A 17700-nucleotide genomic window follows, 5' to 3' on the forward strand; every position below is an offset into this window, starting at 1 on the left:
CGCGTGATCTTCTTCTGAGCTGCCATTTGCCTCGCCTCCCTTGTTGCGCACGCCCTCGTCCCTGCGGCGCAAAGTTTCATTGACTAATACGTCAGTCAATTATATAGCAGCTGCCGTTGAGAGCAAGAGGTCAACTATGAGAACCATTCTGGTCGCCACAGCGATCGCATGCGCCGTCGGTCTCGGATCATGCAGCGATGAGCGCGGGCCGACTGAGCCAACCGCACGGCAGGTCGGCGTCGTCGTCGCCAAGCCTGAGCCGCTGGTCCAAGGTGGCGCGGTCACCGGCGAAGTCCGCGCCCGTGTGCAGACCGATCTGTCCTTCCGCGTCAGCGGCAAGATCATCGAGCGGCTGGTGGAAGTCGGACAGTCCGTGAAGGCGGGGCAGCTCCTCGCGCGGATCGATCCTGAAGAGCAGAAGGCCGAGCTGGATGTGGCAGCTGCCAATCTTCAGTCGGCTGAGGCGCAGCAAACCCAGGCGCAGCTCGCATACGACCGCCAGCAGAGCCTCTTTCGAACGCAGGTGACGACGCGTGCGGCACTCGACCAGGCGCAGGAGGCGCTTCTGACCGCGCAGGCATCGACGAAGTCGGCGCAGGCGCTGTTGGAAACCGCTCAGGATACTCTGTCCTACACAGAGCTGAAGGCGGACGCCGACGGGATGATCACCGCCCGCAATGCCGAGGTCGGGCAGGTGGCGCAGGCCGCCCAGGTCGTCTTCACGCTTGCCCATGACGGCGACCGGGATGCCGTCTTTGAAGTGGTCGAAAGCGCGTTCCTGCGGCCGATCGACGGCGACGGGACCGTGGCCCTTCTGTCGAACCCCTCGCAGAAGATCGCGGCGAAGGTTCGCGAGATTTCGCCGACGATCGATTCCTCCACCGGAACCATCAAGGTCAAGGTCGCGATATCGAGCGACGCTCCGATCCCCCTCGGCGCTCCCGTCGTCGGAAGATTCGATTATGTCTCGCAGGACGTCATCCAGCTTCCCTGGTCCGCCATGACATCCAAGGACGGCAAGCCGGCCGTATGGATTGTCGATCCAGCATCGTCTGCGGTTTCGGCAAGGGCGGTGGATGTCTCCGGCTACGAGACCGGCAGCTTCATCGTCAAGTCAGGCGTGTCGGAAGGAGAGGTCGTGGTGGCCGACGGAACCAAGTTCCTCAGGCCGGGTGAAATCGTGTCTTATGTCAAGGAAGCTTCCAAGTGATTATTCGTCCCAAGATAGTCGCACTGATGATGGGTACGGCCCTGATCTCCTCCTGCACGCCGCAGGAGGAAAGCAAGGAGGAAGCGCCCCGTCCCGTGCTGTCGATGACAGTCAAGCAAACGTCGTCTTCGAGCTTGAGCCTGACCGGCACGATCGAACCGACGATCGAGACCGAACTCGGCTTCCGGATTCTCGGGCGGATGATCGCCCGCAACGTCAATGTCGGCGATCTCGTCAAGAAGGATGATGTCGTTGCCGCCATCGATCCGCTGGCGCTGGAGCTTGCCGTGCGCAACGCGCAGTCTGACGTGGAGAACAGCGACGCCCAGCTCAGGAACGCGGTGACCACAGAGCAGCGCCAGCGCGCGTTGCTGGAGTCGCGCTCAGGCACCGAAGCCTCGCTCGAAGAGGCCGAACAGGCAAGGCGGACGGCGGCCGCCGCCGTCGCCAAGGCACAGGCCAATCTCGACAAGGCCACGGAGCAACTCGGCTACGCGCAGCTTCGGGCGGAATTCGACGGGGTGGTGACGGCGACCTCGGCCGAGGTCGGACAGGTGGTGTCGGCCGGCCAGACGGTCGTCACTATCGCACGGCCGGACAAGCGCGATGCCGTGGTCGACGTGCCCCAGGCAGCCGCCCAGAAACTGAAGATCGGCGCGCCCTTCGAGGTGACGCTGCAGCTCGATCCGACCATCCGCACGTCCGGGATCGTGCGTGAAATAGCACCAGAGGCGGAGACGTCCACCCGCACGAGCAGGACCAAGATCGCACTGAGCGATCCCCCCGCCACCTTCCGGCTGGGCTCCGTCATATCAGCCTCGGCAACCATTGCAGCCGATCCGCAGATCGTCCTGCCTTCCTCCGCAATCCTTGTCGGCAGCGACGGCCCGAGCGTCTGGATCGTCGATGCGCCGGCCAGGAAGGTATCACTTCGCCGCGTCAAGATCGACGGTGACGTCGAAGACGGCGGCACGGTCCGCGTCAGCGAAGGGCTCGCCCCCGGAGAAAGGGTGGTCGTGGCAGGCGTGCATAAACTCGAAGATGGCCAGGCCATCAGGATCGACCAGGAGATCAGCCAGTGAAGTCCTTCAATCTTTCCGACTGGGCGCTCGAACACCGTTCGCTCGTCTGGTACTTCATGATCGTCTTCATTCTCGCAGGCGCCTTCTCCTACGTGAAGCTCGGCCGCGAGGAAGACCCGAACTTCACGATCAAGACGATGGTGATCACCGCCCAGTGGCCCGGCGCCTCCGCCGAAGAGGTGACGCGGCAGGTGACCGACAGGATCGAGAAGAAGCTCCAGGAACTGGAATCGCTTGACTACACCAAGAGCGAGACCGTTGCCGGCCAGACGACAGTCTTCGTCGAGCTGTTGCCAACGACCAAGGCCAAGGATGTCGCGCCGACCTGGCTGCGCATCCGCAACATGATCGCCGACATCAAGGGCGATTTCCCCACCGGGGTCGTCGGTCCTTTCTTCAACGATCGCTTCGGCGACGTCTTCGGAAACATCTACGCCTTCACCAGCGACGGCCTTACCCAGCGCCAGCTTCGCGATCTCGTGGAAGACGCCCGTTCTAAGGTTCTGACCGTGCCCAACGTCGGCAAGGTCGATGTGATCGGCGCCCAGGACGAGGCGATCTATCTCGAATTCTCCACACGCCAGATCGCAGCGCTCGGGATCGACCAGCAGTCGGTCATCCAGACCCTGCAGGCGCAGAATGCCGYCACGCAGTCCGGCTTCGTTGACGCCGGGCCGGAGCGCATCGCCTTGCGGGTGAGTGGACAGTTCACGTCCGAGGACAGCCTGAGATCGATCAATCTTCGGATCAACGACCGCTTCTTTCCGCTGAGCGATGTCGCCACGATCAAACGCGGCTACGTGGATCCGCCGTCGGCGCTGTTCCGCTTCAACGGCCAGCCGGCGATCGGGCTTGCGATCGGCATGAAGCAGGGCGCCAATCTTCTGGAGTTCGGCGAGGGGCTCGACGCGCAGATGAAACGTGTCGTCGCTGACCTTCCGATCGGCGTGGATGTCCACCGCGTTTCCGATCAGCCGGCCGTTGTCGACGAAGCGGTGTCCGGATTTACCCGCGCGCTCTTCGAAGCGATCGTCATCGTGCTGATCATCAGCTTCATCAGCCTTGGTCTTCGCGCCGGCATGGTGGTGGCTATCTCCATTCCGCTCGTCCTGGCGATCACCTTCGTGGTGATGGAATATTCCGGCATTTCGCTTCAGCGCATCTCGCTCGGCGCGCTCATCATTGCGCTCGGGCTGCTTGTCGACGACGCCATGATCGCCGTCGAGATGATGGTGGCCCGCCTGGAGGCGGGCGACGATCTCAGGAAGGCCGCCACCCACGTTTATACGTCGACCGCCTTTCCGATGCTGACGGGAACGCTCGTCACCGTTGCGGGCTTCATTCCGGTTGGTCTCAACAACAGCGCCGCCGGTGAATTCACCTTCACGCTTTTCGTGGTCATCGCAGTTTCGCTGATCGTCTCCTGGGTGGTGGCGGTGCTGTTCACGCCGCTTCTCGGCGTCACGATCCTGCCGAAGACGATGAAATCGCATCACGAAAAGAAGGGCCGCTTCGCCTCGGTCTTCTCTTGGCTTCTGGGGCTGGCGATGCGCTGGCGCTGGGTCACCATCATTCTGACGGTTGGCGTTTTCGCGCTTTCGATTGGCGGCATGGGGCTGGTGCAGCAGCAGTTCTTTCCGAGCTCGGACAGGACCGAGCTGGTCATCGACTGGAACCTCCCCCACAACAGTTCGATCGCCGAAACCAACAGGCAGATGGCGAGATTCGAAAAGGAGATGCTGGCCGACAACAAGGATATCGATCATTGGACGACCTATGTCGGCCAGGGCGCGCCACGCTTCATTCTGTCCTTCGACGTACAGACGCCCGACGTGTCGTTCGGACAGACGATCATCGTCACCAAAGGGCTCGACGTGCGCGACAAGGTGCGGGCGGAACTGCAGGACTATCTGACAAAGACCTTCCCTGGCACCGACGCCTTCGTGAAGCTTCTCGACATCGGTCCGCCGGTAGGCAAGCCGGTCCAGTACCGGATCACCGGCCCCGATGTTCAAAAGGTCCGCGACCTCTCGCAGCAGTTTGCCGGCGTCATGGGATCGCACCCGCTTCTGGCAAACATGGTCCTGGACTGGAACGAGCCGTCCCGCGTGGTGAAGGTCGATGTCCTGCAGGACAAGGCGCGCCAGCTCGGCGTCTCCTCCGAGGACATTGCTACCGCCCTTAACGGCATCGTCGAAGGCTCGACGGCCACCCAGGTTCGAGACGACATCTACCTGGTCAACGTCATCGGCCGCGCCAGGGCATCCGAGCGCGACTCCATCCAGACGCTTGAGAACCTGCAGCTCTCCACCTCCAACGGCAAGGTCGTGCCTCTCTCCGCCGTGGCGAATTTCCGCTACGAACTCGAGCAGCCGACGATCTGGCGTCGCGACAGGCAACCCACCATAACTGTCAAGGCGGCCGTCGTCGGTCCAACGCAACCGGCCACGATCGTCGACCAACTCAAGCCCAAGGTGGAAGAATTTCAGAAAAACCTTCCCGTGGGATACAAGGTAGAAGTCGGCGGGGCGGTCGAATCCAGCGCCGACTCACAGGGGCCGATCGTGGCGGTCGCTCCGCTGATGCTGTTTGCGATGGCGACGATCCTGATGATCCAGCTGCAAAGCTTCAGCCGCCTCTTCCTGGTGTTCGCCGTCGCGCCGACGGCCCTGATCGGCGTGGTCGCAGCACTTTTGCTGAGCAATGCTCCCATGGGCTTCGTCGCGATCCTCGGCGTGCTGGCGCTGATCGGCATCCTGATCCGCAACTCCGTCATTCTGGTCGTCCAGATCGAACATCTGCGCAGTGAAGGAATGGCGCCCTGGCAGGCGGTCATCGAGGCAACCGAACACCGCATGCGACCGATCATGCTGACGGCCGCGGCAGCCACGCTGGCGCTGATCCCGATCTCGCGCGAGATCTTCTGGGGGCCGATGGCCTACGCCATGATGGGCGGTATCGTCGTCGGAACCGCGCTCACCCTGCTGTTCCTGCCTGCGCTCTATGTCGCGTGGTTCAGGATTCCGAGGGATGAAGGTGTTCAGGCCGAAGCCGCGGCAAAGGCATGAGCATGGGCTTTTACGTCCATCGCGTGTGGCCGCCGCGGCGGCCGCTGCATGTCCTGGTCTCCGAGGAGAGAGTTCGATGACGGAACAGCGTTTGGACAGGTTTCCGATGAGGGCCAAGGCGATGCTGGTCGCAATCGGCCTGGCGATGCTTGCTGGTTGCGCCACAAGACCGTCGCCCGATGTGTTGAACCCGGTCCATCAGCCCGTTCATCTCCCAGCTCATCTGAACGCATCGCTTCACTCCGAAGAAGCCGCCCCAAGCCGGGTGAACGTGCTCGCTGCGACGAACAGGAGCCTCGACACCGCACGCGGCGGGTTCGGGAGCGCCTGGGCTGACAATCTCACCTACGAGCAATATGCGTTTTCGGTCCCTCCCGGCCGGAAGGACACCGCGATCACCTATCCGAACTCGAGACCGGATCCCGAACGCCAATTTGCCGTTATCAGGCGCAAGCAGCTTGCAAAGGACGCCTTCCTAGAGGAGGCGCTCCGCTCCACGCAGTCCGACGGCACCGTCGGCATCTTTGTCCACGGCTACAACTATAGCTATCAGGAGGCGTTGTTTCGCACCGCGCAGATCGCCGCGGACGCCAATATTCCAGGCTCTCCGATCCTGTTTTCGTGGCCTTCGGCGGCGGCCGTCGCCGGCTATGTCGCCGACCGCGATGCGGCCCTTTCCTCGCGCAGCGACCTCGACTCGCTTGTCACCTCGCTCTCGACTTCCGGAAAGGTGAAACGCATCATCCTTTTCGGGCACAGCATGGGCGGATTCCTGGTCATGGAGACGGTGCGCCAGCTCAAACTGCAGCATCGCGACGACGTCATCGGCAAACTGGCGGTGATTCTCGCCGCCCCTGACATCGACGTCGATGTTTTCCGGTCCCAGCTGAAGGATATCGGGCGGATGCCGATCCCGATATCTCTTCTCGTTTCGAAGGACGACCGGGCGCTGGTGGCCTCGAGCTTCATAGCGGGAGAGCGGGCGCGTGTCGGACGCCTCGATATCGACGATCCCGTCATCAAGGAGGCTGCCTTGAAGGAAAGGCTTCGGGTCATCGACATCACGTCGATCCAGGCATCCGACGGGCTGGGGCATGACCGCTACGCATCGCTCGCCAAGTTCGGCGCGCAGCTTGCCTCCTTCGAAAGCGGAAGGCGGTCGACCGCCGGCGATGTTGGCGCCTATGTCTTCGATGCCGCCGGCGCCGCAGTCGCAAGTCCGTTTCGCCTGGCCGGACGTGTCGTCGGCTCGCAATGATGAGATCTGGTGTCTCGGGCGGGCGCGCATGGCTAATCCTGAGGCATCGTCAAGAGATGTGTATAAAGTGACTATTAAATTGTCATCTGCACAAATGAAGAGCAGACTTCCGCCTGTGGTCGATTTGGCCTCAAGGATAGGGGAGGGCATTCATGAGCGTACGAAATCCGTCTCCCTCGTTATACAACGAGGATCTTGCACCCGCCGAGGAGCGTAAATGGGGTGCATTCAGCATCTTTAACGTCTGGACATCAGACGTCCACAGCCTGTGGGGCTACTATCTGGCGGCGAGCTTGTTCCTGCTGTGCGGCAGCTTCGTCAATTTCGTCATCGCCATCGGCATTGGATCGCTGGTCATCTTCATTCTGATGAGCCTGGTCGGCAATGCCGGCGTGCGCACCGGCGTACCCTTTCCGGTTCTGGCGCGCGCCTCCTTCGGCACGTTCGGGGCGAACGTGCCGGCACTTGTCCGGGCGGTGGTCGCCTGCTTCTGGTACGGGGCCCAGACCGCCGCCGCATCCGGCGCCATCGTTGCCTTGCTGATCCGCAACGACAGCCTGCTTGCCTTTCACCAGAACAGCCACTTCCTCGGTCACTCGACCCTCGAGGTCATCTGCTACGTCATCGTCTGGGCGCTGCAGCTGCTGATCATTCAGCGTGGGATGGAAACGGTTCGCAAGTTCCAGGATTGGGCGGGTCCGGCCGTCTGGATCATGATGCTGGTCCTTGCGGTCTATCTGGTCGTCAAGTCCGGCACCTTCTCCTTCGGGTCCGAAATCCCGCGCGACGTGCTGATCGAAAAGACCAAGGATGCGGGCGTGCCGGGTGAGCCTGGTTCGATTGCAGCGCTAGCTGCCGTGGCCGCCACCTGGATCACCTATTTCGCAGCACTTTACCTGAACTTCTGCGATTTCTCGCGCTACGCAACGAGCGAGAAGGCGCTCAAGAAAGGCAACCTTTGGGGGCTGCCGATCAACCTCCTGGCGTTTTGCCTTGTCGCAGGTGTGACGACCACCGCCGCCTTCACCGTCTACGGAGAGGTGCTTCTGCATCCGGAACAGATATCGGCGAAATTCGACAGCTGGTTCCTGGCGCTACTGGCCGCGCTGACATTCGCGATCGCAACGCTCGGCATCAACGTCGTGGCAAACTTCGTGTCGCCGGCCTTCGACTTCGCCAATGTGTTCCCGCGCCAGATCAACTTCAAACGCGGGGGATATATCGCCGCCCTGATCGCTCTCGTGCTTTACCCGTTTGCTCCCTGGGAGACGGGTGCGGCGCATTTCGTCAATTTCATCGGATCGACGATGGGGCCGATCTTCGGCATCATGATGGTGGATTACTATCTTATCCGGAGAAGCCAGCTGAACGTCGAAGCGCTCTATCATGAGAATGGCGAGTTCCGGTTCCAGAACGGATGGCACGGCAATGCCTTCATCGCATTTGCGGTGGGCGTGCTCTTCTCTTCGATCCTGCCGACCTTCACCACCATCCTGCCGGACTGGTGGGGAACCTACGGCTGGTTCTTCGGCGTCGCCATCGGCGGGGCGATCTATTTCGTGTTGAGAATGGGCGCGCGGCGCAATCCGGCCTTCGCGTCATGACTTAATGAAAGGCGCCCGGCAATCGCCGGGCGCCTTTTGATGTTGGATTTCCTGTTGCCGCCTGTTTCAGCGGCGAGCGCCAACCGCATGCACGGCTGCACGAGCCGCGGGCTGCGCCATCGTTCTCGCCGTCGAGCGAAGGGCTGAGGAATGGCTGGAGGCCACATCATCGAGCTTGAACTGGGCGATGAGTTCGCGAAGCTTCTGGGCCTCCTGCGCGAGCGAATCGGATGCCGCCGTCGACTGTTGCACCATGGTTGCGTTCTGTTGCGTGGTCTGGTCCATCCGGTTGACCGCGACGTTGACTTCGCTGAGGCCGATGGACTGCTCTTTCGCTGAGGTGGCGATCGAATCCATATGGTGATTGATCTGGGTGATGAAGCCGCCGATGGTCTTCAACGCCTGGCCGGTATCGCGCACCAGCTTGACCCCGCCTTCGACCTCCTTCGAGGAGTTCTGGATAAGGCCCTTGATTTCCTTGGCAGCACTTGCCGAGCGCTGGGCGAGTTCGCGCACTTCCTGGGCGACGACGGCGAAGCCCTTGCCGGCCTCACCGGCTCTTGCCGCTTCTACGCCAGCATTGAGGGCGAGAAGATTGGTCTGGAATGCAATTTCGTCGATGACGCTGATGATATTGGAAATCTGCTGCGACGAGGTCTCAATGCGTCCCATCGCCTCTTCGGCGTGAGAAACGACTTCCGCGGAGATCCCGGCGCTGCGATTTGCCTCCGTGGCCACCGTGCGCGTCTCCTCGGTTCGCTTGCTGGAGTTCGACACGTTTGCCGTGATCTCTTCCAGTGCTGCTGCCGTCTCTTCGAGCGAGGCCGCCTGCTGCTCCGTGCGCTTTGCAAGATCGCTCGCTCCGGAGGAGATTTCCCGCGTGCCTTCGTCGATCGTGCCGATGCTGTCGGAAATTGCTCTCAGCGTCGCGCCAAGCTGGTTGACGGACTGGTTGAAGTCATGGCGCAGCGCCTCGAAGTCGGGTGCGAAGGTCTCGTTGAGCTGGAAGGCGAGATCGCCTCCTGCCAGCCGCTTCAAACCGGCGGCGAGGCCCGAGGTGGCGATGCGCAGCCGCTCCGAGGCGTCGGCTTCCGCCTGCTGCTGAGCGGCGAGGCGATCGGCCTCCGCCCTGTTGCGGTTTTCCTCGGCTTCGATTGTCATCCGCTTGTTGGTGATCGCGGCCTGGCGGAAGATCTCGACCGCCCCCGCCATCGATCCGATTTCGTCGGCACGGTCGGCAAACGGGATCTCCGAACCGGTGTCTCCGTCGGCCAGCCGCCGCATCGAGGCGGTGATGCCGGTAATCGGATTGGCGATGCCCGTCAGCACGAACACGACGGCGCCGAGAACGAGCAATCCCGCAAACCCGATCGCGGCAAACAGATCGAATTCTATCGAGGCGAAGGTCTCCTTGCTGAGTTCGGCGGCCTTGTTGCTGCCGCTAACGTTCAGTTCGACCAGGGCCGCCGTGGCTTCCTTGAGCTTATCCGAATAAGAGCGCATCTCTCCACCCAGATATTGCCCCGCTTCCTCGGTCTTGTTGGCCCGGGAAAGGACAAGCAGCTGCGAGCTGCTGGCAATGTAGCCACCAACGCTCTCCTTGATCGTCTTGATCAGTTCGCGCTCGTGGTCGGATGAAGCCAGCGTAAGATAGGCGTCCACCGCTTTGCCAACTGTATCCTCGGCGACTTTAATGGCCTCTTCGCGCGTTTTCTTTTCCGCATCCGACTGCGCGATGATGTGATCACGGTAGGCTAAGCGCAAATTCGTCATGGTGAGATTGATCGCCTGCGACGCCTGCACGCTCGGCAGCCAGTTGGTCGCAATTTCTTCGGTGGAGCCATTCGTCTTTCGAAGACCGTCGACCGCGAGATAAGCGACAAGCCCGAAAAGAAGAGCTATGCCACTGAAAATCAACAGCAAGCTCGATTTTATGTTTGGACGACGCATCAAAAATCCCCATCGAACAGTCCGGCTTCATACCGGCTTGACCGAGAACTTTTGTAAGGAAAATAATTTAACGATCTGTTCCATATGTAAAAATGCCGTTTACCAATTTTCCGGAAAACCGTCGCCACCTTCGCGCTCAGCTCCCGCTAAAGCAGGAAAATGCCTATCGATGCAGCGTCAGGGATGACAGGAGCCAAAAATGATGAAGCGCATATTTTCCGCCCTTCTCGCATTGATCCTTCCGGTGCAGGCAGCCGTTTCGCAACCCGCTGACGAGGCGGGGGCACGCAAAGCCCGGTCTATCGCCCAGCTACAATCGGAAGGCGTGCCGATCATCGATCATCTGCCGACCATCGAGCCCGAGAGCGAGAGTACCCGCCGAAATACAAAGGCTGTCGTTCAGCGGGCGATTGCGCTTGCGATCGTTGCCGTGAAAGGCGAGACCGGCGACCACGAAATGGGCCAGGGTCTCATCCGGCAGTTCGACGCGGCAAGTTTTTTCACCCCTAAGGAACAGGCGTTCATGGACGATCCCGATCCCTCGGATCAGGACCGGACGAACTTCGCCTGGCGTTACGAGGGTGTGCACGTCATGTTATGGGCGCTCGGGATCACCTCTGATCTTGGACGCCCCGACCACATTTGCGACGTGCCATTCATTGCCAACACACTTCGTGAACTGGGGACGGACGGGCTGATGCGTCGCGCAAAGCTGCGCCCACAGAAGGAGCTGCTCGACGCCGCCGACTTGATCTACCGCTACGATTGGGCCGCCGTGAACGCACGGCTGAAGGGCGAAGAGCCCCCTGCCGGCTTGGACAAGGGCGTGGTTTACGAACGACACTACGCCCTCAACTGGCTGACCGGCTACTTGGATCAGGATTGGGACGATATCCACAGACACATGATGCTGCCGCGCGGCATGTTAACTCGATTAGCTCCCCGCGCCGACGCGGTGATGCATGTTTTACGAAATAGCATTATGATCGGCTGAGCGCCTGACTGGCGGAGGAGCTGGCCGCGGACATGTGATCCGTGCGGAGTGGAGGACGGCAGGATTTGGAACAGCTGAAGAATCTGGGGAGTAATCCCGCGCAGGGGGCTAGCGGTTCCACATCGCCTCCCTATGAACGGCCCGGCGTCGTGGCTGCCGCCGTTTACCAGCATGGGCAACGCATTCGCGACATCAGGATAGAGGAGGCTGGCGAATGGCGGGGCCGAGAGAAGGCGATCGTGTGGATCGGTCTGCACGAGCCTGACGAAGTGCTGCTGAGCCAGGTCCAGGCCGAGTTCAATCTCCATCCGCTGGCGATCGAGGATGCGGCGCAGCCCCACCAGCGCCCGAAACTGGAGATCTACGGGGAGGCGATGTTCATCGTCGCCCGGACCGCGCACATGAAGGACGGCGAAATCATCTTCGGCGAAACGCACCTGTTCGTCGGCCGCGGTTATGTCGTCTCCGTTCGTCACGGCGACTCTTCCTCCTATCTGGCGGTGCGGCAGCGATGCGAGGCGACGCCGGCGGCCCTTGCCCACGGCGAGAACTACATTCTCTATTCCATCCTCGATTTCATCGTCGACAACTACATGCCTGTCATCGAGGTCGTGCAGGACGAGGTCGAGAATATCGAGGATCTGGTGCTGCGCGAACAGCTGACAAAGTCCGATATCGAGCGGCTTTACCTGTTGCGGCGCAGGCTGCTGCGGCTGCGCAACGCCGTGGTGCCGCTTGTCGACGTCTGTCGGCGATACGAGCACACTGATCTTCCCGGCATGGATCCGACGCTGCAATCGCTGTTTCGCGATGTAACGGACCACGTGCGCCGCGTTCAGGAAGATATCGACGCGCTGCGCGAGGTGCTGGCCTTCGCCTTCGAGGCGAGCGTGATGATCGGCCAGTCGGAGCAGACGGCGATTGCCCGCAAGCTCGCCGCCTGGGCGGCGATCCTTGCCGTCCCCACAGCGATCGCCGGCATCTACGGGATGAATTTCAGCGATATGCCGGAGCTGAAAACCCAGTATGGCTATTTCGTCGTGCTTGGCGTCATCGCCACCTTGTGCCTTGTCCTTTTCGGCTTCTTCCGCCGGAGGAAATGGCTGTAGGGTGGGCATGCGGCAGGCTGGACATTCGAGTTGGCGAAGGTGCGTCAGCACAGGGCCTTCAGCAGCCGATTCCGATGGCTTCGAACATAATGCATATCGCTCAGATACAGCCAGGCGTCTCCTCTAGCCACGTGCTCCGCGAATGTCTCATCTCCGGCCGCCGCACTTGGCAAAATGTAATCGATGAGCGCCTGAAGCCGTCGGCAGATCATCTCCGGCAGTTGGAGCCGTTCTTGCATCGTCGCCCCATATGCCGTGCAGAAAATCTCCGCCCGCTGCAGTTGATCGTCGAGGCCGAAGGTCACATCAGGATTGGCAGGATCGGAGAGCGGCGCCCAGCGGTAAACCGAATAGGCCAGATCCCATATGCGGGGTGCGGGATGAGCGGTGTCGAAATCAATGATCCCGACGGCCTCATGACCTGCTGTGGCGACATTGTAGGGCGCATAATCTCCATGGCATATGATCTCGCGCGGTTCCTGCGGCGGCAGCATCCATGCCTGGACCGCGCGATCCGATTCCAGAAACCCTTGAGATGCCGAATGAAATTCGCGCAGTAGCCTGGCTGCGGAAAGCAGCATGCGCTCCGACCCGACAAACTGGTCGCTCAAGTCTTCGCAGACGCGCCCGCTGACATAACTGACGACTTCCTGGTTCCCGGTTATTTCAATGGGGTCAGGCGCTCCCGGAAAGCCTCTGCTTCTCAGATGGCGCAAAAACCGGTGCACCGTCGGCGTCCATGCGCCGGAAGGCCTGATCACGGTGTTGCCGTCACGCCAGATCTGCCCGGCTCGTCCGCCCTCCAACAGTTTCATTTTCCGGTCTCCAGACGTCCTCTATGCGAATTTCAGTTTTTCGATATGGGCCTGAACCGTGGCGCCAAGGTTTGTCTCATGGCAGTTCCGATAGAAGGCCTCCACGTCGGAAGGCATTCCGTCGGGAATGGGGACGAAGTCTTCAAGCCGCAGGCCGCTTGAACCACCGAGTTGCGGGTCCGCCAGCTGGCTCTCGCTCAAACTGCCGACACGATCGGCCAGAGCTTGGAAATAGGCCAGGTTGCCATCCACCGCCGAAGGAGAGTGCGTCCGACCGTGCGCCGGGATGACCAGTCTTGCATCCAGGTCACGTATCCGCTCGAGCGAGGAACGGATCGAGCGCAGGTCGCCTGCATTTTTGCCCCAGACTTCGGGGATGGGGTATTCCACCGCGTCGACGGCCAGGCAGATGCGAAGTTCGGGAATCCATACGGCGACATGGTCGGGCGTATGTCCCGGCGTATGAATGAGCTCCAGCGTCAGATCGCCGCCGTTGAGGGTCATCGAGCCGGAGAACGTAATATCGGGACCGATGAGGTCGACGTTCCGAAACCTCGGCTCCTGGCTTGCCTTGTCCCTCAGGACTTCCCGTGCGGAAGGGTCGCGTAAACGGTCGAGCGTGGCGGCATGCGCGATAATCGGAGCGCGCCCCGCAATGGCGGCATTCCCCCAGAAATGATCCCAATCCATGTGCGAATTGATGACGATCAGCGGACGAGCGTTCATCTGTTCCCCGAGCAGGTCCAGCGCCGTCAGGCACTGTTCGGGCGTTCCGAGCGTATCGATCAGCACATTGAACCTTTCGGTCCGGACAAACACGCTATCAACCTCGTCCCCCGCCCTGACGATCACGATTCGATCATCAAGTTCGGGATATGAACATAATTCCACCGATGGGTTCACGTCTGCTCGCCTCTATTGCAATCGCAGTGATTTCATTCGGATACATCAAGTCTCGTTCGGGCGCCTGATCTTTCAGAACGGTGCGGGGCGGCGGCGGGGCTTCCCGTCTGATTTGGCTTGCGCTCTACCGGAACATGGACATCCCAGCGTCTCATCGCGGTGTTCGGGACTGCGACCGGGCATATGACCATCACGCTCGGTTTCGAGCGGCCATAGCTCTTCGGCGTCCACCGTGTTTCGAGCGGGACCGCGCATCGGGGAACCCGCGTCTTCAGGTTCGGCTCCAGCACGTCCCATTGCTGATGCCCCCTGGCGTTTTCGTGCGAAATGAAGTGCCTGGCCTCCTCGCGGAATTCGAACAGGCCGTGCGTGTCCTTGGTGGAGCGATCGGTCTCGATGCTCCAGGAGGCAAGGCACAACGCGCAAGCCGACAGGGCAGCGCTTGAGAGTATCGATCGAAACAATGGTGCGCCCTCAGAAGCCATATGGGTCCCCCTCCCGGGAAGCGGAAGACTACCCAAATTCGGCACGAACCTTCAAGGCCTCTCGGCGGAAGCGAGCGCCTTCGTACGTGTCCCATCGATCCCGCGCCAGTGCGGCCGACGATGTCTGCGCATCGCGAATTGGCAGTTTCAGTGGAACAACCGCCGCCAACAGAAGTTTGCCTTCAAAGCAAACTCGAGCGGCGGCCGATGTCATTCTCTCCAAACCAGGGTGTGTTGAGCACCCCACCCCGGATCTATTATGTCAATCCACTCCTTCTTCAGGGTATCGATGCGTGGCGCGAGGTTTTCGACCATGCGGCGGAGACCGGGTTCGACCGTGTGCTGACGGCACCTCTCTTCGACCGGGGCGGGGAGCGCAGCATCTTTGCTTCTCAGGATCTGGGCCGCCTCGATCCTCAACTGTCGCTCGGAAGTGCAGTCGAGGATGGGGTGGCGCGCCTGACGGACGCTGCCCGCAAGAGCGGCGTCGCCTTGATGATGGACCTGATGCTCGACGGCAAGGCCCGGGATCCCGAGGCGGGCTTTCATCCTGTCGATCCGAGACGCTCACCATTGGATCCGACGGAGCCGATGAGCGCGATGGCGGCTGAGTCTCAATCCCGGCTGTTGGAAGAATGGACCGAACGGCTGCGGGGGCTGGTCGGTCTCGGCCTCTCCGGCTACCGGGCGCTCGGGATTGATCGCATTGCGCCGGCTGCGTTCAAATCGTTGATTTCGGCGGTGCGCGAGAAGGCGGACGCGCAATTCCTCGCCTGGACGCCCGGCACTGATTTTGGGGCGAGGAGCGCGGTCAAGAATACGGGCTTCGACGGATGTTTTTCATCGATGGCCTGGTGGGATTTCGACGAGAGATGGTTCGTCGAAGAACACCGCGTCCAGAAGCCGCTCGGCTGGCAGATCGCTTTTCCGGAGCCGCCATTCGGCAGGCGGATCGCGCACGGAACCGAAAGCCGCGAAATCCTCGAAAGGCGCGCCGTCAGGGCGCTGCGCCTTGCTGCTTCGCTCGGCGGCGGCCTGATGGTTCCGATGGGCTTCGAATATGGTGCAGCCACGCCGCTCGATCCGACCCATGGGAACGGAACGGGCTTGCGGGGGCTGCGTCATGATCTGGCCTTCGATATCTCCTCCGAAATTCGCCTTGCGAACACGGAGATCGGCAAGAACCCCCATGTGCCTTCCTCATCGCTTCGGCTCATCCGCAATGCCAGTGGCCCGGTCTCAGCACTGCTGCAATCGGCGGCGGAGGACCTTCGCAGCGCCGAGAATGTGCGGTTTATCCTGCTCAACAGGGACCTTCGGAAAAGTGCGCCAGCTCCGGTAACCGCACTGCGCGAAGCAGCCTCAGGCTTTCTTCCCGTCGCCGCCGACGGCACGGCTCTGCGGCTGCGGGCAGGGGAGACCCTAGTAGTGGAGGGCAAGGCGCCGGCACCGATCACATCCCGGCCGATCCTCGACGTCGCGCAGGCGACAGCATCCCCGCGGCTCGCCATCGAAAACATCACGCCGCAAGTCGACGGCGGGCGCTTTCCCGTCAAGCGGGTGGTCGGCGACACCGTCACCGTCGAAGCGGATATATTCGCCGACGGCCACGACCCGATCGCAGCGGTCCTGCTCTGGCGGCCGCTCGATGCGGCGGACTGGAACGAGACGGAGATGCAACTGGTCGAAAACGACCGCTGGCGCGCTGAATTCCTGCTGGAGCGCATTGGACGCTATGAGTTTGCCGTCGAGGCATGGAAGAACCCGTTTGCGATCTTTCGCTACGAACTGACGAAGAAGAACGATGCCAGGCTGGACCTGAAGCTTGAACTCCAGGAGGGGATAAAGCTCGTCCGTTCGGCCGAGATGCATGCAGGTGCCGCGCTCCGCGCCGAATTAAAGGCCCTCGTCGACCATCTCGAAAGGGCATCCGATGCCGAGCGCACGGCGGTCCTGCTCGATGCCGGGACATCCGATTTGATGAACAAGGCGGACAGGCGGCCGTTTCGGCTTCGCTCGACGGCAAGCGCCGTCGATGCCGAACGCAAGGAGGCTGCCTTTGCCAGCTGGTACCAGATCTTCCCGCGCTCGCAGAGCGGCGATCCGGACCGGCACGGCACCTTCGACGACGTCATCCCGAGATTGCCCACCATCCGTGACATGGGCTTCGACGTGCTCTATTTCCCGCCGATTCATCCGATCGGCTCGACCAATCGGAAAGGCCGCAACAACAGCCTGAAAGCCGGGCCGGACGACCCCGGAAGTCCCTATGCGATCGGCTCCGAGGACGGCGGCCATGACGCCATCCATCCCGAGCTCGGCGAGTTCGAGGATTTCCGCCGGCTGGTCGAGGCGGCAGGCCGACATGGCCTGGAGATCGCTCTCGACCTCGCAATCCAGGCGTCGCCGGATCATCCCTGGCTCAAGGAGCATCCCGGCTGGTTCGACTGGCGCCCGGACGGCACGATCAAATATGCCGAAAACCCGCCGAAGAAATACGAGGACATCGTCAACGTCGATTTCTACACCAGAGATGCGCTGCCTTCGCTGTGGGTGGAACTCAGGGATGTCGTCCAGCTTTGGGTGGACCAGGGCGTCAAGCTGTTTCGCGTCGACAATCCGCACACAAAACCCTTTCCGTTCTGGGAATGGCTGATCGGCGATATCAGGGGACGTCATCCAGATGTCGTCTTCCTGTCGGAAGCCTTCACCAAGCCGAAGGTCATGTACCGGCTGGCAAAGATCGGCTTCTCCCAATCCTACACCTACTTCACCTGGCGCAATGCCAAGTGGGAGCTTGAGCAATATATGCGGGAGCTGACCGAGACGGCGCCGAAGGAATTCTTCCGCCCCCATTTCTTCGTCAACACCCATGATATCAATCCGGATTTCCTGCAGAACGCGCCGCGCCCGGCCTTTCTGATCCGCGCAGCACTTGCCGCTACCCTTTCGGGGTTGTGGGGCGTCTATAACGGTTTCGAACTTTGCGAGGGGCGTCCCGATGCCAAGCGCAAGGAATATGCCGACAGCGAAAAGTATGAGATTCGAGCCTGGGACTACGACCGGCCGGGCAATATCATTGCCRAAATCAGGACGCTCAACCGCATCCGGAACGAAAACACCGCGCTGCATTCGCATCTCGGGTTGACGCTGCTGAACGCGCGAAATGACAATATCCTGTTTTTCGAGAAGGCAAGCCGTGCCCGCGACAACGTCCTGTTG

Annotated in this window: 10 protein-coding genes and 1 pseudogene; 8 read left to right on the top strand and 3 right to left on the bottom strand. The window is 61.3% G+C overall.

Annotated features, from left to right (window positions below; translation table 11 throughout):
* Positions 1–136: 136 nt before the first annotated feature.
* The 5 genes from AC1ECN_RS35750 to AC1ECN_RS35770 all read left to right on the top strand — a co-directional run bounded on the left by AC1ECN_RS35750 (position 137) and on the right by AC1ECN_RS35770 (position 8222).
* Positions 137–1210, top strand: a complete 1074-nt coding sequence (locus tag AC1ECN_RS35750; protein WP_130663346.1) for an efflux RND transporter periplasmic adaptor subunit — start codon at positions 137–139, stop codon at positions 1208–1210.
* The gene (locus AC1ECN_RS35755; protein ID WP_130656995.1) at positions 1207–2292 is read left to right on the top strand and encodes an efflux RND transporter periplasmic adaptor subunit; all 1086 of its coding nucleotides are present in this window, start codon (positions 1207–1209) and stop codon (positions 2290–2292) included. The genes AC1ECN_RS35750 and AC1ECN_RS35755 overlap by 4 nt, the downstream gene beginning before the upstream one ends.
* Entirely contained in the window at positions 2289–5360 is a 3072-nt protein-coding gene (locus AC1ECN_RS35760; protein ID WP_477955697.1) for an efflux RND transporter permease subunit, read from the top strand. Before AC1ECN_RS35755 ends, AC1ECN_RS35760 begins: the two co-directional genes overlap by 4 nt.
* Before the next feature lie 76 nt (positions 5361–5436).
* Positions 5437–6618: an alpha/beta hydrolase gene (locus AC1ECN_RS35765; protein WP_027688276.1), complete on the top strand. Its 1182-nt coding sequence runs from the start codon at positions 5437–5439 to the stop codon at positions 6616–6618.
* A 152-nt stretch (positions 6619–6770) separates the two neighbouring features.
* Positions 6771–8222 carry an NCS1 family nucleobase:cation symporter-1 gene (locus AC1ECN_RS35770; protein ID WP_018073008.1) on the top strand — a complete coding sequence of 484 codons (1452 nt, stop codon included), beginning with the start codon at positions 6771–6773 and terminating at the stop codon, positions 8220–8222.
* A 66-nt stretch (positions 8223–8288) separates the two neighbouring features.
* Here the strand turns inward: AC1ECN_RS35770 and AC1ECN_RS35775 are convergent, their stop codons facing one another.
* On the bottom strand, positions 8289–10172 hold the full coding sequence (locus AC1ECN_RS35775) for a HAMP domain-containing methyl-accepting chemotaxis protein (RefSeq protein WP_024319675.1): 1884 nt from the start codon (positions 10170–10172) through the stop codon (positions 8289–8291).
* A 199-nt stretch (positions 10173–10371) separates the two neighbouring features.
* Here AC1ECN_RS35775 and AC1ECN_RS35780 point away from each other — a divergent pair.
* Positions 10372–11067, top strand: a pseudogene (locus tag AC1ECN_RS35780) (DUF4272 domain-containing protein); the annotation flags it as partial.
* 164 nt (positions 11068–11231) lie between these two features.
* Positions 11232–12275 carry a magnesium and cobalt transport protein CorA gene (locus tag AC1ECN_RS35785; RefSeq protein WP_024319676.1) on the top strand — a complete coding sequence of 348 codons (1044 nt, stop codon included), beginning with the start codon at positions 11232–11234 and terminating at the stop codon, positions 12273–12275.
* Between the two features lie 44 nt (positions 12276–12319).
* Here the strand turns inward: AC1ECN_RS35785 and AC1ECN_RS35790 are convergent, their stop codons facing one another.
* Complete coding sequence (locus AC1ECN_RS35790; protein ID WP_024319677.1) at positions 12320–13090, bottom strand: phosphotransferase enzyme family protein; 771 nt, start codon at positions 13088–13090, stop codon at positions 12320–12322.
* Between the two features lie 21 nt (positions 13091–13111).
* A complete protein-coding gene (locus tag AC1ECN_RS35795) occupies positions 13112–13993 on the bottom strand; it encodes an MBL fold metallo-hydrolase (RefSeq protein WP_024319678.1) in 882 nt (293 codons plus the stop codon).
* Between the two features lie 692 nt (positions 13994–14685).
* On the opposite strand from AC1ECN_RS35795, the gene AC1ECN_RS35800 reads away from it, so the two are divergent.
* A partial coding sequence (locus tag AC1ECN_RS35800; RefSeq protein ID WP_477955701.1) for a maltotransferase domain-containing protein occupies positions 14686–17700 on the top strand: 3015 nt, incomplete at its 3' end.

Source organism: Rhizobium sp. 01N447_2, assembly GCF_056399245.1.

Bases quoted from the DNA above. Each gene is read 5' to 3' on its own strand.
- AC1ECN_RS35750 (WP_130663346.1), top strand. From the start codon at position 137: ATGAGAACCATTCTGGTCGCCACAGCGATCGCATGCGCCGTCGGTCTC.
- AC1ECN_RS35765 (WP_027688276.1), top strand. From the start codon at position 5,437: ATGACGGAACAGCGTTTGGACAGGTTTCCGATGAGGGCCAAGGCGATG.
- AC1ECN_RS35770 (WP_018073008.1), top strand. From the start codon at position 6,771: ATGAGCGTACGAAATCCGTCTCCCTCGTTATACAACGAGGATCTTGCA.
- AC1ECN_RS35775 (WP_024319675.1), bottom strand. From the start codon at position 10,172: ATGCGTCGTCCAAACATAAAATCGAGCTTGCTGTTGATTTTCAGTGGC.
- AC1ECN_RS35790 (WP_024319677.1), bottom strand. From the start codon at position 13,090: ATGAAACTGTTGGAGGGCGGACGAGCCGGGCAGATCTGGCGTGACGGC.